General features: G+C 69.0%; 21 protein-coding genes. 11 read left to right on the top strand and 10 right to left on the bottom strand.

The features are described 5' to 3' along the window. Positions 1-30 precede the first annotated feature (30 nt). Positions 31-2,817, top strand: a complete 2,787-nt coding sequence (locus GEMRO_RS32370) for an SUMF1/EgtB/PvdO family nonheme iron enzyme (protein ID WP_051328718.1) — start codon at positions 31-33, stop codon at positions 2,815-2,817. Positions 2,818-2,821: 4 nt separating this feature from the next. On the opposite strand, the gene GEMRO_RS0105200 is transcribed toward GEMRO_RS32370, so the two are convergent. From GEMRO_RS0105200 to GEMRO_RS0105190, 3 genes are read right to left on the bottom strand one after another with little or no spacing between them, the layout of a single operon-like run. After that, positions 2,822-3,250: a DUF4399 domain-containing protein gene (locus GEMRO_RS0105200; protein WP_027133156.1), complete on the bottom strand. Its 429-nt coding sequence runs from the start codon at positions 3,248-3,250 to the stop codon at positions 2,822-2,824. A gap of 56 nt (positions 3,251-3,306) precedes the next feature. Then, a complete protein-coding gene (locus tag GEMRO_RS0105195; RefSeq protein WP_027133155.1) occupies positions 3,307-3,726 on the bottom strand; it encodes a DUF4399 domain-containing protein in 420 nt (139 codons plus the stop codon). A gap of 33 nt (positions 3,727-3,759) precedes the next feature. Continuing rightward, on the bottom strand, positions 3,760-4,887 hold the full coding sequence (locus GEMRO_RS0105190; RefSeq protein ID WP_157505458.1) for a hypothetical protein: 1,128 nt from the start codon (positions 4,885-4,887) through the stop codon (positions 3,760-3,762). A 184-nt stretch (positions 4,888-5,071) separates the two neighbouring features. Here GEMRO_RS0105190 and GEMRO_RS0105185 point away from each other — a divergent pair, with 184 nt between their 5' ends. Next, the gene (locus tag GEMRO_RS0105185; RefSeq protein ID WP_205624902.1) at positions 5,072-5,692 is read left to right on the top strand and encodes a DNA-3-methyladenine glycosylase; all 621 of its coding nucleotides are present in this window, start codon (positions 5,072-5,074) and stop codon (positions 5,690-5,692) included. 13 nt (positions 5,693-5,705) lie between these two features. On the opposite strand, the gene GEMRO_RS0105180 is transcribed toward GEMRO_RS0105185, so the two are convergent. Both GEMRO_RS0105180 and GEMRO_RS0105175 read right to left on the bottom strand, forming a co-directional pair. Then, the gene (locus GEMRO_RS0105180; protein WP_240476602.1) at positions 5,706-6,734 is read right to left on the bottom strand and encodes a Gfo/Idh/MocA family protein; all 1,029 of its coding nucleotides are present in this window, start codon (positions 6,732-6,734) and stop codon (positions 5,706-5,708) included. Next, entirely contained in the window at positions 6,719-7,672 is a 954-nt protein-coding gene (locus GEMRO_RS0105175; RefSeq protein ID WP_027133151.1) for an MDR/zinc-dependent alcohol dehydrogenase-like family protein, read from the bottom strand. The genes GEMRO_RS0105180 and GEMRO_RS0105175 overlap by 16 nt, the downstream gene beginning before the upstream one ends. Positions 7,673-7,918: 246 nt before the next feature. Between GEMRO_RS0105175 and GEMRO_RS0105170 the strand changes: the two genes are divergently transcribed. After that, positions 7,919-10,789, top strand: coding sequence for a M16 family metallopeptidase (locus GEMRO_RS0105170; RefSeq protein WP_027133150.1), 2,871 nt, complete (start codon positions 7,919-7,921; stop codon positions 10,787-10,789). A gap of 37 nt (positions 10,790-10,826) precedes the next feature. Here GEMRO_RS0105170 and GEMRO_RS27735 read toward each other — a convergent pair whose 3' ends face one another. The 5 genes from GEMRO_RS27735 to GEMRO_RS0105145 all read right to left on the bottom strand — a co-directional run bounded on the left by GEMRO_RS27735 (position 10,827) and on the right by GEMRO_RS0105145 (position 14,632). After that, the gene (locus GEMRO_RS27735; RefSeq protein ID WP_035484781.1) at positions 10,827-11,186 is read right to left on the bottom strand and encodes a response regulator; all 360 of its coding nucleotides are present in this window, start codon (positions 11,184-11,186) and stop codon (positions 10,827-10,829) included. Positions 11,187-11,223: 37 nt separating this feature from the next. Continuing rightward, complete coding sequence (locus tag GEMRO_RS27730) at positions 11,224-12,324, bottom strand: sensor histidine kinase (RefSeq protein ID WP_051328717.1); 1,101 nt, start codon at positions 12,322-12,324, stop codon at positions 11,224-11,226. Between the two features lie 85 nt (positions 12,325-12,409). Continuing rightward, positions 12,410-12,790, bottom strand: coding sequence for a TadE/TadG family type IV pilus assembly protein (locus GEMRO_RS27725; RefSeq protein ID WP_035484778.1), 381 nt, complete (start codon positions 12,788-12,790; stop codon positions 12,410-12,412). A gap of 15 nt (positions 12,791-12,805) precedes the next feature. Beyond that, a complete protein-coding gene (locus GEMRO_RS32365; RefSeq protein WP_051328716.1) occupies positions 12,806-13,243 on the bottom strand; it encodes a TadE/TadG family type IV pilus assembly protein in 438 nt (145 codons plus the stop codon). A gap of 3 nt (positions 13,244-13,246) precedes the next feature. Beyond that, a complete protein-coding gene (locus GEMRO_RS0105145) occupies positions 13,247-14,632 on the bottom strand; it encodes a pilus assembly protein TadG-related protein (protein ID WP_027133149.1) in 1,386 nt (461 codons plus the stop codon). A gap of 414 nt (positions 14,633-15,046) precedes the next feature. Here GEMRO_RS0105145 and GEMRO_RS33260 point away from each other — a divergent pair, with 414 nt between their 5' ends. From GEMRO_RS33260 to GEMRO_RS0105105, 8 genes are all read left to right on the top strand, one after another. Continuing rightward, entirely contained in the window at positions 15,047-15,220 is a 174-nt protein-coding gene (locus GEMRO_RS33260) for a Flp family type IVb pilin (protein ID WP_084506574.1), read from the top strand. 78 nt (positions 15,221-15,298) lie between these two features. Further along, the gene (locus GEMRO_RS0105135) at positions 15,299-15,805 is read left to right on the top strand and encodes an A24 family peptidase (RefSeq protein ID WP_051328715.1); all 507 of its coding nucleotides are present in this window, start codon (positions 15,299-15,301) and stop codon (positions 15,803-15,805) included. 18 nt (positions 15,806-15,823) lie between these two features. Continuing rightward, on the top strand, positions 15,824-16,672 hold the full coding sequence (gene cpaB / locus GEMRO_RS27715) for a Flp pilus assembly protein CpaB (RefSeq protein WP_051328714.1): 849 nt from the start codon (positions 15,824-15,826) through the stop codon (positions 16,670-16,672). Then, a complete protein-coding gene (locus GEMRO_RS27710; RefSeq protein ID WP_051328713.1) occupies positions 16,669-18,222 on the top strand; it encodes a type II and III secretion system protein family protein in 1,554 nt (517 codons plus the stop codon). The genes cpaB and GEMRO_RS27710 overlap by 4 nt, the downstream gene beginning before the upstream one ends. 7 nt (positions 18,223-18,229) lie before the next feature. Then, the gene (locus GEMRO_RS0105120) at positions 18,230-18,493 is read left to right on the top strand and encodes a hypothetical protein (protein WP_027133147.1); all 264 of its coding nucleotides are present in this window, start codon (positions 18,230-18,232) and stop codon (positions 18,491-18,493) included. A 10-nt stretch (positions 18,494-18,503) separates the two neighbouring features. Next, positions 18,504-19,745 (top strand): AAA family ATPase, encoded by a 1,242-nt coding sequence (locus tag GEMRO_RS32360; RefSeq protein ID WP_169728314.1) that lies wholly within the window; start codon positions 18,504-18,506, stop codon positions 19,743-19,745. Beyond that, positions 19,742-21,085 carry a CpaF family protein gene (locus GEMRO_RS0105110; protein ID WP_027133146.1) on the top strand — a complete coding sequence of 448 codons (1,344 nt, stop codon included), beginning with the start codon at positions 19,742-19,744 and terminating at the stop codon, positions 21,083-21,085. Before GEMRO_RS32360 ends, GEMRO_RS0105110 begins: the two co-directional genes overlap by 4 nt. Beyond that, positions 21,078-22,046, top strand: coding sequence for a type II secretion system F family protein (locus GEMRO_RS0105105; RefSeq protein ID WP_027133145.1), 969 nt, complete (start codon positions 21,078-21,080; stop codon positions 22,044-22,046). The genes GEMRO_RS0105110 and GEMRO_RS0105105 overlap by 8 nt, the downstream gene beginning before the upstream one ends. Positions 22,047-22,048: the final 2 nt, after the last annotated feature.

Here is a 22,048-nt window from a genome sequence, read left to right as displayed (position 1 = left end):
GATCGCCGGTCAGGAATTGGGAACGTCAGCGTGCCGAGATCCTGGGCGAGCCTTGTTGTCGGGCTATGCATCTGGACCGTCGCCGCAATCGCGGCGGGGGCGGCCGAGGCTGAGAAGCGGCTGGCGCTGGTGATCGGCATCGCCAACTACCAGTATGCCCCCGCCCTGATGACCCCGGTGAACGACGCGCAGGTGATCGCTGTCCAGTTGCGGGCGCTGAAGTTCGATGTCGACCTGCAGGTCAACCTGGACGCCCGCGAACTGGGCAGCGCGCTGCGCGAGTTCGGGATCCGCGCCAGCGATGCCGATGTCGCGGTCATCTACTATGCCGGGCACGGCGTGCAGGTGGACGGCAACAACTACCTCCTGCCGGCCGACACCGAGCTCAAGCGGGTCCGCGACCTGCTCTACGAGGCGATGCCGCTGCAATTGTTCCTGGGCGAGCTGGCAGGCGCCAACAAGCTCGGCATCATGATTCTCGACGCTTGCCGGGACAATCCGTTCGTCGACCGGCTGGCGGAAAGCATGGGGACTTCGCGCAGCAACCAGATCGGCCAGGGCCTCGGCCGGGTCGACGATACGCCCACCGACACCTTCGTCGCCATGTCGACCCGGGCCAACGCGGTGGCCGAGGACGGCCGGGGCCAGCACAGCCCGTTCGCCCAGGCGATCATCGAGGAAATGAAGACGCCGGGCCTGGAGCTGGGGCTGTTCTTTCGCCGGGTGCGGGACCGGGTGCTGCAGGCGACCGAAGGCCGCCAGGAGCCCTACACCTTCGGATCGCTGGGTGCTGCGCCGTTCTACTTCAATCCGAAGCCGCCGAACCAGGCGCCGACCCTGGCGGCCACCGATCCCTTGGAAGTGCTGGACGATGCGGGGCCGACCCATCTCGGCATCGAGATGCCGTCGGATCCGGATGGGGACAGCATGGTGGTGCAGATCGTCCGGCTGCCGCGCGGCGGCAACGTGATGGTCAGCGGGCGGCCGGTGCTGATCGGCGAGTACCTGACGCCGGAGCAGCTTCGCTCCGCCATGTACGATCCCGACGGCTCGGTGATCGGCGACGCCGGCCTGTTCCAGTTCGTGGTGGACGACCGGCAGGGCGGGCGGATCGACGGCGCCGTCGCGGTGGCGGTCAGCCTCTCCAACCAACCGCCGGTGGTGCCGCCGGTTTTGTCGTTCCAGGCCATGGTCAACCGCCTGCCGGTCGATCCGCCGACCGACCCGGACGGCGACCGGATCACCGTGCGGGTCCGCGAGGTGCCGGAGAGCGGCAAGGTCCGGCTGGGCGAGCGGATCCTGGCGCCCGGCGACCGCATCGATCCGAACGCGCTTGCCCGCCTCACCTATGACTCCGAGAACGCCCCGGTCGGCAGCAGCCAGGAACTGGTCCTGGTGACCGAGGACGAGCGGGGCAGTTCGGCGCAGACGACCGTGCTGATCGCGGTGGTCGATGGCAGCGGCGCTGCGCTGCCGCCGATGGACGCCGCACCGCCTCCCGCCCCGCCGCCAGTGCCGGTCGCGTCCGCCGAGCCGGCGCCGGCGGTTGTCGAGGCCCCGGAGGTCGTGCCGGACGAGGCGGAAGCAAAGGAAGCCCAGCCGGCCGGGCTTCCAGCCGAGGTCGTGGAGCCCGAGGTGGCGGTGGCCGAGGTCGAACCGGCCGAGGTTGAGCCGCCCGTTTCCGATCCGGCCGGCGCGGTTGCGGGAGATGCCGGTGCGGGCAGCGAGCCGCCGGTGGCGATGGCCCCGGATGGCACCGTGCTGGAGCCGATGCCCGGGCGTTTCGAGGCCGCCGTCGACGCCAATCTCCGGCAGCGACCCGACGCAAGCTCACCGCGGGTCGGTCGCATCGCGAAGGGCACGCCGCTGAAGGCGATTGGCCGCGTGGCCGGCAGCACCTGGGTGTATGTCGAGCCGCAGGATGGCGAGCCGGCCTTCATCTTTGGCGGAGGAGTGGCCGAGCTTCCCGAGCCGCCACCGGCCCTGGCCGTGGCGGAAGCTGCGCCTGAGAAAGCGCCGGAGCCGCCGGCCGCCCCGACAGACGACGCACCGCAGGTCATGGCCGACGCGGCGGCCCAGGCTCCGATTGCGGTGCGCAACCATGAGGGTGTCCGGGACTGCGCCTACTGCCCGCCCCTGGTGCGCATCGACCCTGGCAGCTTCACGATGGGCAGTTCCGGGAGCGACGCCAGCCGCAAGCCCACCCGGCAGGTGACCATCGAGAAGCCGTTCGCGCTCGGCAGGTTCGAGGTGACGGTGGCCGAGTGGAGCGTCTGCGTCCAGGCAGGCGCCTGCACCCTTCCCCGGATGACCGAGCCGGCCGAAGGCATGCCGATCCACAACATCCACTGGGAAGACGCGATGGCTTATCTCGGCTGGCTCAGCCGGAGCACCGGGAAGACGTACCGGCTGCCGAGCGAGGCCGAATGGGAGTTCGCTGCCAGGGGAGGCACGGCCTCACGCTACTGGTGGGGCGACCGGATCGAGGCCGGCAAGGTGATCTGCCGGGCCTGCGAGGGCAGCGGCTTCCAGCGCCTGCGTCCGCCCATGGTCGATGCCCAGCCGGCCAATCCCTTCGGCCTGGTCGGGGTGAGCGGAGGCGTTGCCGAATGGGTCGCGGACTGCTGGTTCGACAGCTATGTGAACGCCCCCACCGATGGCAGCGTCCGTGACGCTCCCAATTGCCGTCGGCGCGTCCTGCGGGGCGGCTCATGGCGGGACGAGGCGGCCAATCTCGAGGTGAGCAGCCGCAATTTCTACGACGCCGACGTCCGCTACCTGACCAACGGCTTCCGGGTCGCCCGCGACCTGGAGTGACCCGTCAGCGCACCGTCACGGCAATCTGCTTCGAGACGACCGGCGGGTCGTGCGGGATATGATCGGCGTCGCCCATGATGAGCTGCAGCGTATGCCGGCCGGAAGGCAGGGTCACCACGGTCTCGGTCTGCCCGGCACCGAAATGAATATGGTTCTGGTCGCTGGGGATCGGCTCGTCGAGCGGCGGCAGGTCGGTGTCGATCAGGAGATGGTGATGGCCGGTGCCTTCGTGCGCGACCCCGGCCGGCGCTACGCCCATGTTGCGCAGGCCGAACCACACCTTGAACGGGCTCTTGACCACCTCGCCGTCGTTCGGCCAGCCGATATAGATGTACGCGTCCGGAGGAGCCGGGGTCAGCGTGCCCTGGGCCAGGGCGGCACCTGGCGCCAGCACCAGTGCCGCAATCGCCAGGATCCGGAAGGTGGTCGGCATCAGCGGCCTCCGCTTGGCCTGTCCCGGCAAGGACCGGGAGCTCATGGGCTGGGACGTCATGGAACAATGACCGTGATCTTCTCCGACACGATGGGCGGGTCGTGCGGGATGTGGTCGGCATCGCCCAGGATGAGCTGCAGCGTGTGTTCGCCCGGCGGCAGTTCGATCCTGGCCTCGGTCTGGCCGCCACCGAAATGCAGATGCTTCTGGTCGCTGGGGATCGGCTCGTCCAGCGGCGGCAGATCGGTGTCGATCAGCAGGTGGTGATGGCCGGTGCCTTCCTTGCGCACGCCGGCGGGGGCGATGCCCACATTGTTCAGTCCCATCCGCAGCCAGAACTTGCCGCCTTCGATGGTCTGGTTGTCGTAGGGCCAGATGATGTAGAGCCGGGCGCCAGGCGGCGCAGGCTCAGCGGCGGACGCTGCTCCTCCCAGCAGGACCGCAGCAAGACATCCCATGGCGAGCCGTTTCAGCATGCGGTTCCGGCCTCCCTGCCCAGTTGTCGTTTCCTAAGGCATGACACGCAGAATGATCTGGCTGCTTGCCCAGCGCCCCCAGCCGGGATCGGCAAGCAGGTCCTCCAGGGCCGCGAGCGTGGCCGCCCGGAGCGGTGCGGGTCCGGCACCGACGCCCAGTTCCGGCAACTCGGCGCCAAGGTCGCGTTCCGTGGCGATGCAGCGGAGTTCGGCGCCATCCAGTTCCGGAAGCGCGCGGAAGGACGCGGCTGCGCTGGCGCCGTCCTGCGGCAGCGGCTGGGCAGGATCAGCGGCGCGCACGGCCAGATCCGCGCGGAACACGGGGCGGACCTCGCCATCTGTGTCGCGGAGCAGGCAGTGGACATAGGCGTCATGGCTGATCCGCAGCTCGAACCGGATTGGCTCGGTAGCGTGGTAGGAGGGGTAGCGGCCGCGGTCGGAGGTCAGGAAGACGGAGAGGGGCGCCATGGACGGACGAAGGCGCTCGATCAGGGAAGCGGCCTGGCGGGCGCAGCCGGCCTCTGCCAGGGCCACCGCCCGGGCTGGTTCGTTCCGCGCCACCGGCAAAAGCCGCAGTTCCAGGGACCGCTGCTCGCCGGTGGCGAGGCTCGTCACCGTCAGCCGCCCGTCACGGACCGGCAGCCCGGCCGGCCAGGCAAGTTCCTTGTCCTGCTCACTCCAGGCCAGGCGCAGCTCCGGTTGCGGCGGGTCCTGGAGCAGCATGACGTGGAACGCCGGATCGGCGGGGCGCGCCAGGGCAGGCGGCTGGCCGGCCATGACGCACCAGATCCCGCCGGCTGCCGGGTCGATCGCCGGCAGCGGCTCGCCGTTCCCGGCTGCTGAGCGGGTCCCGCCCATCTCGCTATGGTCACGACTGCCGGCAAACAGGCCGACCGCCCTGTCGGCACTGGCGGAAGGTGGCGGCAATGGCCCGCTGAACGGGCCATCGACCGTCACGGTGCGGCCGGTAGCGACCAGGAAGGTCACGCTGGCGCCGTCCGGGATATCGATCGGTCCCTGATCCAGCACCTGTCCGGCGGCATGGCCCGGCGCAGTCGAGGCCAGGACCAGCGCAATCGGGTGTTCCCCCGGCAAGGCATCCGCGGCGTTCATAGCACCGAGCGCGGTCAGCGCTGCCAAGAGCTTGCGGAGACGTGGCATGGCCTGCCCACCTCGTTCGCCAGGATAATGGTCCATGCAGCGCAGGTTGTCGAGGGAGCCGCAGGCACCGTGCCTTGGTCCTCCGGCCGGGGGACACAGGAAGCTCTTGGTCAGGAGGAGGTGGAACGCCGTGGCTCCCAGCCGGTATGGGATGGGGCCACGGGATCAACAGGGAATATTTCCATTGAGCGTCGCTCCACCCCTTGCAGCGCTGCCCGTCCCCCTCCCGCGCAGCGAGCTGCCGGTGGATACGGTCGCCATGGCGCGCTGGCTGCTCGGCAAGCATCTGGTCCACGCGCATCCCGAGGGCCTGACCAGCGGACGGATCGTGGAGACCGAGGCGTACGTGCTCGGCGACACGAGCAGCCACGCCCATCGCGGCGAGACGCAGCGCAACCGCTCTATGTTCCTGGGGCCGGGCCACGCCTATGTCTATTTCATCTATGGGAGCTGGTTCGCGCTGAATGTCAGCGCCGAGCCGGCCGGGATCGGGGCGGGGGTGCTGATCCGCGCCATCGAGCCGATCCATGGCATTCCGCTGATGGAGCGGCGGCGTGGTTCCACGATCCTGCACGACCTGGCGCGCGGCCCCGGCCGGCTGGCGACGGCCATGGCGATCGACCGCACGCTGGATGGCATGGATCTTTTCGGCGGGGGACCGCTCCGTCTCTGCGCGGAGGACCGACCGGTCGAGGTGATCGGCGAGAGCGTGCGGATCGGGCTGTCCCGGGAGACCGAGCGGGTGCTGCGCTTCTTCGAGCGGGGCAGCCGGTTCGTCAGCGGGCCGAAACGGCTCGGCCGCTGATCAAGGCTGCCCCTCAGCGGCCGTAGATCCGGTCCAGGACCGAGGACACATCCACCATGCGCTCCGCATCGGCGGCGTAGCCCTCGCCTTCGGCCAGCCGCATCGCCCAGTCGGCCGCCGCACGGCCGCCCCAGGCATCCGGCGGCAGTGCCAGGTCTTCCCGGGACGTGCCGCGATAGCGCTCGGCGACGAAGTCGTAGAACGAGCCGTTCACGTTGCGCAGCGCCGCCCCACCCTCGGTGCCGTAGAACGCCGCGGAGATGACGGCGTCGCAGCCGGCCTGCAGGCGCCAGGAGCAGGCGAGCCGGACGGCCGCGCCGGATGCCAGCCCGATGGACGCCACGGCATAGTCCTCGACCCGGTCGGGATGGGGCGAAAGAGGCTGGCCGCCTGCGAACAGCCGGCTGGAGACGTCGGTCACCTGGGGAAAGTCCAGCGTCCACAGGGCGAGATCGACCAGATGGACCCCCAGGTCCATCACGCAGCCGCCGCCGGCCTGCTGCGGATCGTAGAACCAGGCCTTGTCCGGCCCGTAGGCATTGTGGAACACGAGGTCGACCGCGAAGACCTCGCCGATCCCGCCCGAGCGAAGCAACTCGCGGATCTGCCGCATGCCCTCGGTGAAGCGGTAGGACAGGTCCACGCCCAGGAGGCGGTCAGCCTGGCGGGCGGCGTCCACCACCGCCTGCGCCTCCGCCGCCGTGCGCCCCAGCGGCTTCTGGCAGAACACCGCCACGCCCCGCTTCAGCGCCCGGATCGACTGCTCGGCATGCATGGCGCTTGGGGTGGCGATCACCACGCCGTCCAGCTCCAGGTCGAGCAGGTCATCAAGGGTGGCGGCCTGCCGGGCGTCGGGCGCCAGCTTGAGGGCTTCGGCCGCCATCTCGGGCGACGGATCCGCGATCGCGGCCGCGTCGACCTTGCTGGTTGCCAGCATCGCCTCCATGCGATGGCGGCCGATCCAGCCGACGCCCAGGAACCCCAGGCGCGGACGGGTGAGGGAGGTGCTCGGCAGGATCGCGGCCATCAGAAGGTCACCCATGCCTTGAGGAACCCGTCCGGCCGGTCGCGGGTGGCATCCAGCGCCTCGTCCAGACGGTCGAGCGGGAAATGGTGCGTCAGAAGGGGTGCGGGGTCGAGCCGGCCATTGGCGACCGCGTCCACGGCGGCGCGGATGCCGTCGACATAGATGGCTGGATCGCGCTCGTGCGCGTTGACGACGTCGAGGCCCCGCCAGTTCCAGAGCTGCATGTTGACCTGGCGCGGGCCGTCCTGGTGATAGCCCGCCACGACCAGCCGGCCGCGCTCGCGGGTCAGTTCGGCGGCCAGGTCGAGCGGCCACTGCTTGCCCACCGCCTCGACCACCCGGTCGCAGAAGTTCCCGCCGGTAAGGTTCTTCACCCGCTCGATGATCGCATAATGGTCGTCCATCGGGATGGTCTCGGCAGCGCCCATGCGCCGCGCCAGGTCGAGGGCGAAGGGGCGGCGCGCGATGGCGATCACCCTGGCGCCCGCTTCCGCGGCGAGTCTGGTCAGGATCGCCCCGAGGAAGCCGATCCCGACGATGGCGACGGTCTGGCCTGGCTGGATATTGCAGCGCTGGAAGATGTTCATCGCGCAGCCGAGCGGTTCGCCGGGAAAGGGCTGCCCGGCCAGGGCCTCGGGGAGGCCGACCACCGCGTCCGCCTGGGCCAGGTCGTACTCGGCATAGGCATGGAAGGAGAGTGCTGCCACCCGTTCGCCGCCCTCAAGGCCGTTCACGCCTTCGCCGACAGCATCCACGATGCCCCATCCCTCATGGCCGAGCCCGCCCGGCTCGGTGGGGAACTGCATCCATTCCGGCCCGGCCCAGGGGGTGAGGTTGGAGGCGCACACGCCACAGCCTTCCAGCCGGATCCGGACCTGGCCCGGGCCCGGCTGCGGGATGGCGACCCGGTCGATCCGGATCTCGCCGGGACCGGTCACGATCGCCGCTCGCATGGTTCGCTCTGCAGCCGGTGCTGCACTCATCAATCTCTTCCTCGCTGGCAGGGGGGCTCCGCTTCGGCATGTCGAAGGCGTGCCGGGATGAGCATCTTCTACCGACCCAACGCATCGGCTCGCACCGCGTTCCCTGCATTCGCAGGGGTAAACGGTGGGAGCATCCCGATGGTGAAGACGGCTTGCCCCGCGTGATGAGACCTGGGATGGCTCGCTTGCTCCGATCCTCCAGAAGCAAGGCCGCCGATGACGAGCTCCACCTTCTCCCGGATATCCAGCTGGCGGCTGCCTCGGTTCGGGTCCGGCTGGATTGGCGCAATCCTGCTGGCTGGGCTGGCCGCGCTGGCTCCCGCCGGTCATGCACAGAGCGATCCGGAGCCCTGGCCGCGCGAGGCACAGGCCCCGCTGGTGCCCGATCCGACCGTGACCTGGGGCAGGCTCGACAACGGCATGCGCTACGCGATCATGCCCAACCGGACTCCGCCCGGCCGGGTGAGCCTGCGCCTCCTGATCGAGGCGGGCTCCCTGATGGAGGACGACGACCAGCGCGGCCTCGCTCATTTTCTGGAGCACATGGCGTTCAAAGGTTCGGAGAACGTGCCGCCGGGCGAGTTCGTCCGCTACCTGCAGCGGCAGGGGATGAGCTTTGGCGCCGACACCAATGCCCGCACCGGGTTCGACAGCACGGTCTACGTGCTCGAACTGCCCGGCAACACGCCCAAGCTGGTTGACGACGGTCTGTTGATGCTGAGCGAGGTCGCTGGCCGGCTGTCGCTGCTGCCGGCCGAAATCGAAGCCGAGCGCGGCGTCATCCTCTCGGAAAAGAGGCTGCGCAACACTCCTTCGGCGCGCAGCACCGACGCCATGCTGGAATTCATGCTGGACGGCACGCTCTACCCGGAGCGGATCCCGATCGGCACGGAGCAGGTCATCAAGACCGCCGGGCGGGAGGAGTTCGAGCGGTTCTATCGCGACTTCTACACACCGGAGCGGAGCGTGGTCGTGGTGGTGGGCGATATCGATCCCGATATGGTCGAGCCGATCGTCGAGAAGCATTTCGAAGACCTGAAGCAGCCAGCCGAGCCTGCCAGCGGACCGGAACTGGGCGCCGTCGCGGCGACGGAGGCGGACGCCCTCTACTTCCAGGATGCGGGCCTGCCGACCGGCATCGCCCTGATGCATTCGCGCCCGGCCGGACCTCCGGCCGACAGCCTCGATCGGGTCGACCAGCGCCTGGTCCAGGCGATCGCGCAGCTCATGCTGAGCCGCCGCCTGCAGAGCCTGTCGCTTGCGGAGGACTCGGCGTTCTCCCAGGCCGGCGCCTGGACCACGCGGGTGCCGCCGGTGGCCGAGATCAGCACGTTGAGGCTGCGCACTACCTCGGAGCGCTGGAAGGAGGCGCTGGCCGCGGGGGAGCAGGAGCTTCGCCGGGCCCTGGAGCATGGATTCTCCACCCAGGAAATGGAGGAGGCCATCGCCATCCTGCGCAGCGAGTTCCAGGCGCGCGCGGCCGCCGCGGCGACGATGTCGTCCGCCGAGAAGGCCGAAGCGCTGGTCTCGACGGTGCAGGAGGACGAGGTCTTCACCGACATCGCGGCCGACCTCGACCTGTTCGAGCGGACCGCAGCGGCGCTGACGACCGACAAGCTGGCGGCGTCGCTCCGGGACGCCTGGGGCACCGGCGAGGTCCGGGTGATGCTGTCGGGCTCCTTTCCCCTTGAGGATGCGAAGCAGCAGATCCTGGATGCCTACCACGAGAGCCGTGCGGTGGAGGTGGAGCCCCGCGAGGAGCGAGCGGTGGTGCCGTTCGCCTACCAGGATTTCGGCACCGCCTCGGAGGTGGTGGCCCAGGAGCGGATCGAGGACCTGGGCATCGTCTCCAGCCGGTTCGGCAACGGGGTCCAGCTCGACGTCAAGCCCACCGAGCTGGAGGCGGATACGATCGAGGTGGCGGTGCGGTTTGGAGCCGGCAAGCTTGCCATGCCCAAGGACCAGCCGGGGCTGAACCTGCTGGCGAGCATGGGCTTCGTCGCGGGCGGGCTTGGCCAGCACGATGCGGACCAGCTCAACCGGATCTTTGCGGACAAGCAGGTCGGGGTCGATCTGGTCGCGGCCGAGACATCGTTCGTGCTGACCGGTACGACCACGCCCGAGGACCTGCCCGACCAGCTCCGGCTGATGGCGGCCTATCTGACCGATCCGGGTTTCCGGCCCGATGCGCTGGCGCGGTTCCGGCGGCAGGTTCCGGACCTCTACCGGTCCCTGGCGGCGTCGCCGGGCGGGGCCATGGAGGGGCCGGTGGCGCTCCTGATCCATGACGGCGATCCCCGTTTCGGCCTGCCTCCGCAGGAGGAAATGGCCAGGCGGACCCTGGACGAGCTGCGGGCATGGATGGAGCCCGGCATGCGGACAGGGCCGCTGCAGGTGGTGCTGGTCGGCGATGTCGACCTGGCGGCTGCCACCGACCTGGTCGCGCAGACCTTCGGGTCCCTGCCCGATCGCGGGGAGGGCGAGGCCGTGACGCCGCCCGTCATCCGCCTGCCGCAGCGGGACGAGCCGGTCCGCTTCCTGCACCAGGGGGCTGCCGACCAGGCCATGTCGCTGGTGTTCTGGCCGACCGCCGACAGCAGCGACCGGCAGCGCGAGGCGGGCCTGGACATTCTGGCCGACATCCTTGCCGACCGGCTGCTCCATGCGGTCCGCGACGGCGAGGGCGCCAGCTATGGTCCGGAAGCGTTCAACCAGTCGTCGCTCACCCTGCCGGGCTATGGCTATCTCGCTGCGATCCTGGACCTGCGCGCCGAGGACGCCCTGCGGCTGAACAAGATGACCGTGGCCATCGCCGCATCCCTGCAGGAGGGCATCGAGGAGGACGACCTGAGACGTGCCCTGGAGCCCAGGCTGGCGCAGGTGGAAGCCAATCGACAGTCCAATCGCTGGTGGGCGTTCGCCGTGCTGCTCGCCATGCACCAGTTCCCGGACCGCCTGGACGCTGCGCGCAGCGCCAGGGCCGACCTGCAGGCGCACACCACCGAGAGCATCCAGGCCCTGGCCAGGGGCTATTTGGCCGCGGACCGCGCGCTGCGGGTCCTGGTGCTGCCCGACCCGGCTGGCTGAGGCCAGCCGGCCCTGCAGCGCGGCACCCTGGTCTGGTTCAGGATCGGTTCTTGGCCAGCGCCCGCTGGAGCGCCTCGCTCAGCTCGTCGCGGCGGAACGGCTTCTGGACGACCGGGGTGCCGGGGTAGGCGATCGCCAGCCCGGACCGCTCATGCCCGGTCGCGAAGATGAACGGAATGCCCCGCAACCGCAGACGGTCGGCCACGGGGAAACTGCGGATGTAGCCGCCCAGATTGACGTCCAGCACCGCCACGTCGAACGCCACCCGCTCGACCAGGTCCAGGGCCGTTTCCAGCTGCGAAGCCACCTCGACCACCTCGAAGCCCAGGTCGTCGAGCATGTCCTCCAGCAGCAGGGCGACGAGGGTTTCGTCCTCGACAAGAAGAACGCGGCGCATTCTCTTTCCAAGTCGCTGACCAAGCAGTGAACTGGCCTCACCGATGGGGAGCGACCAGCCCCCCCACGAGGTTCAGTTCATGGGCTGGGATCGGCGCCCGGATCGTGCACACCAGCCCAGCCGGTTCGAAAGCCATCTCCGCGGTCCCGCCGAACTCCCGGGCAAGTCCCTTCTCGATCAGGCGGGTTCCGAACCCCCGTTGGACGGGCGGGTTCACCGGCGGTCCATCCACCTCCTGCCAGCGCAGTTCGAGGACGAGGCCATCCGCCACGTCGTGCAGCCACCACTCGATGAGCACCCGGCCGGCAGCGTTCGAGAGCGCCCCGTACTTGACCGCATTGGTGCAGAGTTCGTGGATGCCCATGGTCAACGCCAGCGCCATCTTCGGCGTGACGTTGATCGGCGGCCCGGCGACCGAGAAGCGAGAACGGCCGCCGGCGCAGAACGGCTCGATGCCCGCGTCCATCACCTCGCGCAGCGGGGCGCCCAGCCAGTTCTCCTTGGTCAGGACGTCATGGGCGCGGGACAGGGCGATCAGACGGCCCTCGAAGGTCGCAAGACCGGTGCGGACGTCGGTGCTGCCCCTGAAGCTCTGCGCGGCGATCGACTGGACGGTGGCCAGGGTGTTCTTGACCCGGTGGTTGAGCTCACCGATCAGCAGGTCCTGCCGCCACTGCGCCTGCTTCTGCTTCTGGTCGTAGCTGTCGGCCTGGGCGAGGGCGCGGCGCAGCGCGATCTCGTTCTCGACATGATCCGTGACGTCGATCCCGCTGCCGAAATAGCCGGCCATGCCGCCGTTCTCGTCGGTGAAGGGGGCACCGTTGTCCCGGATCCAGCGATAGACGCCATCATGCCGCCGCAGGCGGTAATCCATGGTGAAGCGCTCGCCGGTGTCGAAGGCCGAGGTGAACACCTCGAGGCAGCGCTGGTAGTCGTCGGGATGGATGACGTCTGCCCATCGAAACTCCGGCCCTAACGACGTGCCGGTGAAGTCGAGCCACGCCTTGTTGGTCCAGGCGCACGCCTTGTCCATCCCGCACCGCCAGATCAGCACCGGGGCATGGTCGGCCAGGATGCGGTAGCAGCGCTCGTTCGAAGCTTGGGCCTCTTTGCTCGGTTCCAGGGCAGGATTGTCCATCCGCGTCACGGTCCGATGGTCAACGACGTCCTCCACCGGTTAGCAGGGGCGGGGCGGCCGCACCATCGCCAGAACGACCGGCGGCTCAGTCCACCCCGAAGCTCACCGTCGTCCGCTCGGTCAGCTGGTCGCCCTCCAGGCGGAACAGGGGCATGACCGTGCTGAACGGATAGGCGGCATCGATGGTGAGGGTGACCTGACCCGAGGCGACCTCGCGGCTCACGCAGAGGCGAAGATTGCCGGTGCGCAGGAACGGCGTCGTCCGGGCAACCGCCGCCGCCGGAGCAGAGCACCCCTCCAGCGCCGGATCGATCATGGCCCGTCTGGCCGCCGCGGCGCTGACCTCGCGCAGCGACGCCTGGGTGAAGTACAGCCTGGCGATCTCGATCGTGCCGATCATCATGGTGAAGAACATCGCGCCGACGATCGCGAACTCGATGGAGGTCGTGCCCCTGCGGCAGCGCATGTCCGGGCTCGGCTTCTAGCGGATGCGCAGGGTCATGCTGCCCTGCACGCTGGTGAAGTTGGGCAGCAGGATGGGGCTGAAGCCCCGGGTGACGGTGATCGAGACGAAGCGCTGCAGGGCGGTGGCGCAACTGGTCGAGGTGCAACTGGTCGCGCCGGAACCGGGGCAGACGCAGGTCATCGCGGTCGGCTGCACGACGATGTCGTTCCACCCGGGCAGGGCCTGGCGAACAGCGGCGGTGATCCCGGCCGAATCGGTTGGCGCGGACATCGCGTACTGGGCTCCGGCCCGGGCGGCCGCCTCCAGGCGGAGGCTCTGCTGGATGGCGCCGCCCAGATCGATCACCCCCATCAGGGTCAGCGCCAGCACCGGCAGGATCACCGCGAACTCCAGGGCGGCGATCCCGCGCCGGTCGCGGGCAAGACGCAGAAAGGGCCGGATCAGGTCGGGCATCGGCTACTCCACCAGCCGGACCACCTGGGCGCGGGGGATGCCGGCGCCCAAGGCTGCGCAACCGGACACCTCGACATAGGTGTCGGCGGTTCCCGTGAAGTCCAGGGTGCCGCCGATGAGCGCCGTGCAGGTGGATCCGGCGACGCTCGAGTTGCCGTTGAACTTCACGTAGGACTTCGGAAAGTACATCGCGCCCTCCAGCCTGCTGTCGGCGCCGCCATTGATGCGGATCGATGGGTTGCCGCTGTTGTTGCTGGTCGCCCGGGGATCCCGGAAGAACAGGACGCCATTGAAGTCCCGATCATCCGGGTTGACCCGGGGCGCCCGCAGCGTCACCGCGGCCTGGGCGTTGATGTGGATGCCGCCGATCAGGGCAGGGTCGCCGGTGAAGATGATCGTGACCCCGGAATCGCCGGTGCAGGCGCTACACGTGATGGTCCCTCCACCAAAATCCAGGGAGGCATTGCGGAAGACATAGGTCCCCGGCGCGAAATCGAGCGTCTTATTGCCGTTCAACGACACTGATGAGCAGTAGGCGCGTGTCAGGCCGGTGGGGGTGATCTGGCCGGTGCTGGGGGGGCTGCCGAGGCAGGTGGGCGACAGTACCTTGGTGTCCAACGCCGCATAGGGATTGGATACCGGGAGTTGATACTCCGCATAGGGTCGGGTCAATCGCACCGATGCACTGTTGCACCCGGAGCACCCGCCAGCGGCATGGAGAGAATAGGCGCTCACGCTGGCGGAGCCGGTGACCTCAATCGATCTAGACATAGAAGCATTGGAGGCGAGCACGCAGTCGCGGCCGCTGGTGAAGCTGTTGCCGCCCATGAGAAGGCCGCCGTCGAGCGCCAGAATGCAGGCACTCGCGGTTCCCGCCAGCGAGGCCACGGCGCGGGTCGCCACCGTGGGCGGGCTTTCCATGAAGAGTTCCGCCAGCATCAGCGGCTGGACCTGGCGGATGACCACCTCCACCGAGGCCTGGTCGCCTGCCCGCGGACCCGCGGATGGCGGGTGAGCGACGCTGATCGTGGTGGCGGCGTTGCTGGTAAAGCCGTTCTGGCCGGCAAGATCGATGCTGGCGGCATTGATCTGGGCGGTCCGATTGGCGGGACTGGCCAGGGCCAGCGCGATGGCGCCGGCCCTGGCCGAGGCATCCGCGGCATTCTGGGCATTGCGGCGGACGAGGTACCAGCTGCCTGCCTCTGTCGCCAGGGCGACCATCCCGAAGAAGGCCGTGGCCGCGACCGCGAAGATCAGGGAGGTGGCGCCCCGGCGGTCGGCCGGCCAGCGCTGCTGCAGCCATCCCCAGCCGGTCCGGAGCAGACGGCGTCCTGACGGCGCCAGGAAACTGGTTGAACAGGCCAGATCGGGGGTGGGCGAGGGATCCATGGGACCACGCGTATAAGCCGGGTTGGCAGGCATCTTCTGGATCGAGCGCCGCCGGGCCCCTTGTTCCTACCGACACGTGAGGGACGTGGTACCCATCATGGTCCAGCACATCTCATCCGGATAGTCCTAAAAATGAGCTGTACAAGTCTATTCACCTATCAGTGGACATCGATAGCAGATAGCCGTCTTTTTGGTGAAATGTTTGAACGAACTTGTATCTATTTGGATGGTTCCCGGAAAATTTTATTAAACGCGCCGATTCATCTGCTTGATCCGTCTGCATGGAGGCGCTATCGCAATGATGACGGCTCGGACCATCTTCCTAGATAAAATGGGATGAAGGTCTCGTGCCATCGCACATCCGTGCCGTAATGATCGGGTAATCTGTGCGCAGCGCAGATGGGGGACTAATCGATGGTTGACTTCGTCACTTCGCGCGTCGTGGCCGCGCTTTCTTGCCGCAAGGGCGTCACTGCTCTGGAGTATGGCGTCATCGCCGCCGGCATCGTGCTGGTCGTCGTTACGGCGGTCGCAGCACTTGGCCCGCAATTGACCACCATGTTCACTGCAGTTGGGGACGGCCTCTAAAACTGACCCACTGGAGGACCGTCGGCGCCGTATGGCGCCGACGGTCACTTCATTGAGGCGCCTCCGAAGATGTCGTCCATGCTCGCCGTCGCAGCCCTTTGCAGCATTGGCCTTCTCATTTTGGCGGCATGGCGCGACATCGCGGTGCGGGTCATTCCCGATGAGATCAGCCTGTGTCTTGCGGGAATTGGCTTGGTCGTACGTGCGTCCTTCGGGCCCGAGGCACTCCTTGTCTCGCTGGCAGCGGCGCTCGCGCTGTTCGGTCTGCTGGTCGTGCTGCATGCGCTTGGCCTGATGGGCGGTGGAGACGTGAAGCTTGCAGCCGCGGTGGCGGTAGGACTTGCCCCCTTCGACAGCTATCACTTCGTGGTCGTCACGGTGCTGGCTGGCGGGGTGCTGTCGCTTCTCTATCTGTGGGCGGCGCGTCGCTTGCCGGCGCCTGATCGTATGCGGCGCATCTCGCTGATCGCGAGGGTGCGCGATGTCGAGATGAAACGTATCCGCCGGAGGGCCTCGCTGCCCTACGGCGTGGCCATCGCGGCAGGCGGTGGCTGCATCCTGCTGCGTCGCCTCCTGTGGGCGTGAACATCCGACTGAAACGACATGATGCTCCGCCTCCTCCTGGTGTTTTCGCTGATCGCGGCAGCCGTCGGGCTCGGCTACATTGCCTGGCTCGCTCTATTTCCTTCGCGGGACGTCGCCGAGGCGGTCCTGGTCCAGGGTCCGCCGCCGCCCGCTCCCGTCCGCGTGCTCACCGCTGCGCAGTCGCTTCCGGTGGCCACCCTGCTCAAGGACAGCGACCTCGTCGTCCGGGAGTTGCAGCCCGAGGCGGTGCCGCCGGACGCCCTGATCGATTCTGAGGAGGTGCGCGCCGGGGTGCGGGGTGCCATGTTGCGGCGCTACGTGGATGCAGGCGCCCCGGTGCTGCGCGGCGACGTCCTGCGCCTGCGCGACCGGGGTTTCCTGGCAGCCGTGCTGCGGCCGGGAACCCGTGCCATCTCGATTGGGGTCGATGCGGTGACCGGCGCGGCCGGCCTGGTATGGCCGGGCGATCAGGTGGACCTGATCCTCACCCAGGAGATCGACGACGAGGGCACTGCCCAGGGCCGGCGCGTGTCGGGCGAGACCGTGCTCACCGATATCCGGATCATCGCCGTCGACCAGCAGATCGCTCAGGCACGCGGCGATGCCGAGGAGGAGCGCCAGGCCGCCCGCACCGTCACGCTCGAAGTGACGCCCCAGCAGGCGGAACGGGTCGCGGTCGCCGCGCGGCTGGGCAACATCGCCCTCTCGGTCCGCGCTGTGGACGGGCCGCCCGACCTGCCCGCCGGGAGCAGCGGGCCCGTTTATGGGGCCGACGTGTCGGCTGCCCTGCTGACGCCGCCGCCGGCCGTGGCGACCCGCGTCCGGGTCGTTCAGGGAGGCGATCAGCAGGACGTGGTCTTTCCATGAAGGCCATGAAGGGCGGCTGGCGCCTCTGGCTCGCCGCGCTGATCCTGGTCGGTCCCTGCGAAAAGGCTTTCTCCCAGGACCAGCCGCCCGATCCGACTGTCCTAACGCCACCCCTGGCGACTCCTGCGCCGGCTCCCGCCATTCAGCCGGTGGAACTGGAGGTCGGCACCGGTCGGCTGGTGCAACTGCCCGGCCCAGCAACCACCGTGCTCGCCGCCGATCCCCGGATCGCCCGGGTCCAGCCTGCTTCGGCGACCACGCTGTTCCTGATGGGGGTGGCGAGCGGGCGCACCACCGTGATTGCGACCGCCGACGACGGCGTGCCGATCGCCGAGTACGACGTCATGGTCGTGGCGAGTCCGGCCGATGAGCCGGAGTTCGCTCCGGACCTTGGCCTGGAGGCGACGCAGGATGGGGTGGCGCCGCTGGACGCGGCGGCGATCGAGGCGGCCATCCACCGGACCGTGACCGGTGCCGACCAGGTTCGGGTGGAGGCGTCGGACAACACCGCGGTCCTCTCCGGCTCGGTCGCGACCGGTGCGGACGCGCAGGCGGTTCTGGCGGTGGTACGCGGCTTTCTCGGGAAGGGGCAGACGGTCGCCAACCGGCTCACCGTGCTGTCGGGCATTCAGGTCAACGTGCGGGTTCGCGCGATCGAGGTTTCCCGCGAGGTCACCCGCGAACTGGGCTTCAACTGGCAGGCCCTGTTCAGCAGCGGCAGCTTCGCGCTGGGCTTCGTGACCGGAGGGGCCGGGCCGTTCTATGCGGGAGCCACGATCGGCGGGCAGATCCTTTCCTCGCTGAACGGCCGCACCGCCAACCTGAACGGCGGCCTGCCCAACCGGATCGGCATCGGCTACCGCTCGGCCAATTTCGACCTGAACGCGATCATCGACGCCTTGGCAGCGGACCAGCTGATCACCGTGCTGGCCGAGCCCAACCTGACGGCTCAATCGGGCGAGACTGCGAGCTTCCTGGCCGGCGGCGAATTCCCGATCCCGGTCGCGGCCGACGACGACAAGATCACCATCGAGTTCAAGCCGTTCGGCGTCAGCCTCGCCTTTGTCCCAACCGTGCTCTCCCCCGACCGGCTGAACCTTCGGGTGCGGCCGGAGGTCAGCGAACTGTCCGACAACGGCGCCATCGACGTGCCGATCGGGGGCGGCAGCCTGCGGATCCCGGCTCTTTCGGTAAGGCGCGCCGAGACCACGGTCGAACTTGGCAGCGGGCAGAGTTTCGCCATCGCCGGGCTGCTGCAGCGCTCCACCGCGCAGCTCACCAACGGGGTGCTGGGCCTCTCCGAGCTGCCGGTGCTGGGCGCGCTGTTCAAGTCGGAGGCGTTCCGGCGCAACGAGACCGAGCTTGTGATCATCGTGACGCCCTACCTCGTCCAGCCGGTGTCGGATCCGAAGGATCTGGCGACGCCGCTCGACGACTTCCGGCCCGCCACCGATCTGGAAAGGATCCTGCTGCACCGGCAGGCCGCGCGCGGGCAGGTCCCGGATCCGGTCGGTCCGGAACCGTTCGACGCCGGCTTCATCGTGGAGTGATCGATCCATGCGCCGCACGATCCTGATCCTCGCTCTGCCGCTGGGCCTGACCGCCTGCGACACCGATCCGTTCGCCCGGCCGGGCACGCTGCGCGCCACCGGGGTCAACCAGGCCAACCTGCTGGCGATGCTGGTCGAGCCGGACCATGCGCGGATGGGAATAGGCGCTGGCGACTCATCCGGTCCTGCCGCGGCCGATGCCGTGGATCGCCTGCTGGCAGGCGAGCGTTATCCGCTGGCCGAGTCCTTCACCAAGCTTTCCGGCGAGTGAGGCTGGGCCCATGACCAGCCATGTTGCCCCCCCTGGTTCTGCCGCCGCTCCGGTGCCGGCCCGCGCCAGCAGCACTGCCCCGGGCGATGCCGAGCGGGCGGCGCTGCTGGCGTTCTTGGCCGATGACGAGAGCGAGGCCGCGGTCCAGGCGGGCTTGGCCGACATGATGGCGGGCGCCCAGATCCGGCGCGGCAACGTGCGCACGGCCACCCGTTCCCTGGTAAGCGAGCCGACCCCGCGCATCCTGCTGGTGGACATCTCCGGGATCGACGACCCGATCCATGCGCTCAACGAGCTGGCGGCGGTCTGCACCCCGGATGTGCGGGTGCTGGTGGTGGGCGAGCGGTCGGAGGTGAGCTTCTATCGCGAGCTCACCCGCGAGCTGGGCGTCGCCGAGTATATCTTCAAGCCGCTGACGCGCGGCAACGTCGCCTCCCTGTTCGGACCGCTGGTGATTCCCTCCGGCGCCAAGCCGGTGCAGCGGGGTGGTCAGGTCATCGCGGTGTGCGGCGCCCGCGGCGGGGTCGGGGCGACCACGATCGCGGTCAATCTCGCGCTGCAGCTGGAGGCGACCAAGGGTCATATCGCGCTCTTGGACCTGCACCTGCGCGGCGGGACCGCGGCGATGATGCTGGGCGCCAGGGTCAGCAACGGCCTGCGGGTGGCGCTGGAGGAGCCGGACCGGGCCGATGCTCTGTTTCTCGACCGGATGGCGGTGACCATCCAGGGACGGCTCCGCCTGATCGCCGCGGAAGAGCCGTTCGAGGCCCAGATCGATCCCTCGCCCGAGGCGGTATCGCAGCTCCTGGAGCTCCTGCGCCAGCGCTTCAGCCAGATCGTGGTCGACCTGCCGATGCCGCCATCGTCGTGGGAGCGGCAGGTGCTGGCGGAAGCGCGCCACTCGATCGTGGTGTTTGGACCCGACCTGGCCGGCATCCGCGACGCCGAGGCCACTCGCCGGATGATGACCTCGATGTCCTCCAGCAGCCAGCCGATCCTGGTGCTCAACCGCGCGAGCATGCCAGGCGGGCTGAAGCTGCCGCTGATCATCGAAGGCCTGGGGCGGCGGCCGGACGTGGTCATCCCCGACCTGCCGCGCCACCTGCCCCGGGCGGCCAATCTCGGCCAGTCCGCCGGGGCCGGCAGCGCCCCTCTCCGCAAGGCGCTGGCCCCCATCACCCAGGAGATCTTCGGCGTGCGCGCCGAGGCGGGCGGCCGCTCGTCGCTCCTGCGCTGGCTGTTGGCACGATGAAGACGTTTGGACGCCGCAACGAAGTCGCTCCGGCAGCCCCGCCCCAGGCATCGCCATCCATGCCATCGGCGGCGCGGCCCGAGGGGGAAAGCCCGCTGAGCCGCCTGCGCCGGCAGGTGATGGAGCGGGTCGACCCAGTTGCCGCCTCGGTGCTGCCGGCAGCCGAGCTGCAGGTCCAGCTGGAAAGCCTGGTGCACGACCTGGCCAACCGTGAACGGCTGGAGCTGGCGGCACACGAACAGGCCAGAATCGCCGAGGAACTGGCCTACGACATGGTCGGCTTCGGGCCACTGGAGCCGCTGCTGCGCGACGACAGCATCAGCGACATCATGGTCAATGGCCCGGACCACGTGTTCGTCGAGGTGCGCGGCAAGATGCTGCGTGCCAACATCCGGTTCCGCGACGCCGCCCAGGTTGCGTCCATCGCCCAGAAGATGGCCGCGGGCGCCGGTAGGCGGGTCGACGAGTCGAGCCCGCTGGTGGACTGCCGGCTGCCGGATGGCAGCCGCGTCAACGTGGTGTTCCCGCCGCTGGCCCTGGACGGCGCCTGCATCTCGATCCGCAAGTTCTCCAAGAAGAAGATCGACTTCGAGGCGATGGTCGGCTTTGGCAGCCTGTCGCCGCCCCTGGCCCGAGTTCTGGAGATTGCGGCGCGCGCCCGGCTCAACATCGTGATCTCGGGCGGCACCGGTTCTGGCAAGACCACCATGCTGAACGCGCTGAGCCGGCTGATCGACCATGATGAGCGTGTCGTCACCATTGAGGATGCGGCGGAACTGCAGCTGCAGCAGCCCCATGTCGTCCGGCTGGAGACCCGCCCCGCCAACCTGGAGGGCCGCGGCGAAATCCACCAGCGCGAGCTGATCAAGAATGCGCTGCGGATGCGGCCCGACCGGATCATCGTCGGCGAGGTGCGTGGTGCGGAAGCCTTCGACATGCTGCAGGCGATGAACACCGGCCACGACGGCTCGATCTGCACGGTGCACGCGAACACGACCCGCGACGCCCTGACCCGCATCGAGAACATGGTGCAGATGGGCATGGCCAGCCTGCCGGTGCGTGCGATCCGGACGCAGATCGCCAGTGCGGTCGACATCATCGTGCAGATCCAGCGGATGCGCGATGGTGGCCGGCGGGTCATCCAGGTCTCGGAGGTCGCCGGCCTGGAGGGCGACGTCATCACCATGAACGACGTGTTCAGCTTCGAGTTCAGCGGCGAGGACCGCTCCGGCCGGATCACCGGGCGTTGGGTGACGCCCGGCATGCGGCCGGGCTTCTTCGACCGCCTGGAATATTTCGGGCTGGGCGATGCCTGGATGCGGGCGCTGGTCGATGGTTGACCGGGACGCCCTCCTCGCCGGTGCGGCGGCCTTCCTGGCACTGTGCCTGCTCGGGCTCGCCATCTGGCTGATGCTGCGCGAGCGCGGGCGCAAGCTGCGGGCACGCGTGCGGGACGTCGCCGCGAAAGCGCACCCTGCACCGGCGCCGGTCGATGCGCTGCCCAGCATCCGGGTGGCTGCGAGCAGCGACCGGCCGATCCGGCAACGGCTGGCGCGGCTGTTCAGCTTCAATCCGGACCTTCCGGAGGAGCAGGTGCTGGCATGGCCGGTGGTGGTCCTGCTTGCAACCGGCATCGGCCTGCTCGGCTGGTGGGTCGCCGGCTTCTATCTCGGCCAGATCGCCGCCCTGCCGTTGGCTCTCCTGAGCGGGGTGATGGGCGCCCGGATGATCTTTCGATGGCAGCACCGCCGCTACTGCGACGCCCTGTTCAAGCAGGTGCCGGACGCGCTGGGCCTGATCCTGCGCGCCGTGCGCTCCGGCCTGCCGATGGGCGAGGCGCTGCGCAGCGTGGCGCGCGACATGCCGGCACCGACCGGTCCCCAGTTCGCTCGGATCGTGGGGGAGACCTCGATCGGCAACAGCGTCGATTCCGCCTTCCTGCGGCTCTACGAGCGCACCCACGTTACCGAATACGGCTTTCTCGCCGTCACCCTGGGCCTGCAGGCGCAGACCGGCGGCAGCCTCGGCGAGACCCTGGAGAACCTGGCGGAGATCGTGCGCAAGCGGGTTGCCCTGGCCGCACGCGCCCGGGCGCTGGCCTCGGAATCGACCGCGTCCGCGCTGATCCTGATCGCCCTGCCGTTCATCTGCGCCTTCGCCATGTCGGTGATCCGCCCGGGCTATCTCGACGCGTTCTGGAGCGATCCGACCGGTTTCAAGATGATGGTGACCGGCCTGACGCTGATGGCGTTCGGCGCGATGAGCATTCGCTGGCTGATCCGCCGTGCGACGGAGGACTAGCC

The sequence above is a fragment of the Geminicoccus roseus DSM 18922 genome (assembly GCF_000427665.1).
Classification (GTDB): Bacteria; Pseudomonadota; Alphaproteobacteria; order Geminicoccales; family Geminicoccaceae; genus Geminicoccus; species Geminicoccus roseus.
The sequence above is the reverse complement of the archived record's forward strand: the minus strand, read 5'-3'. Positions and strand labels throughout refer to the sequence as shown.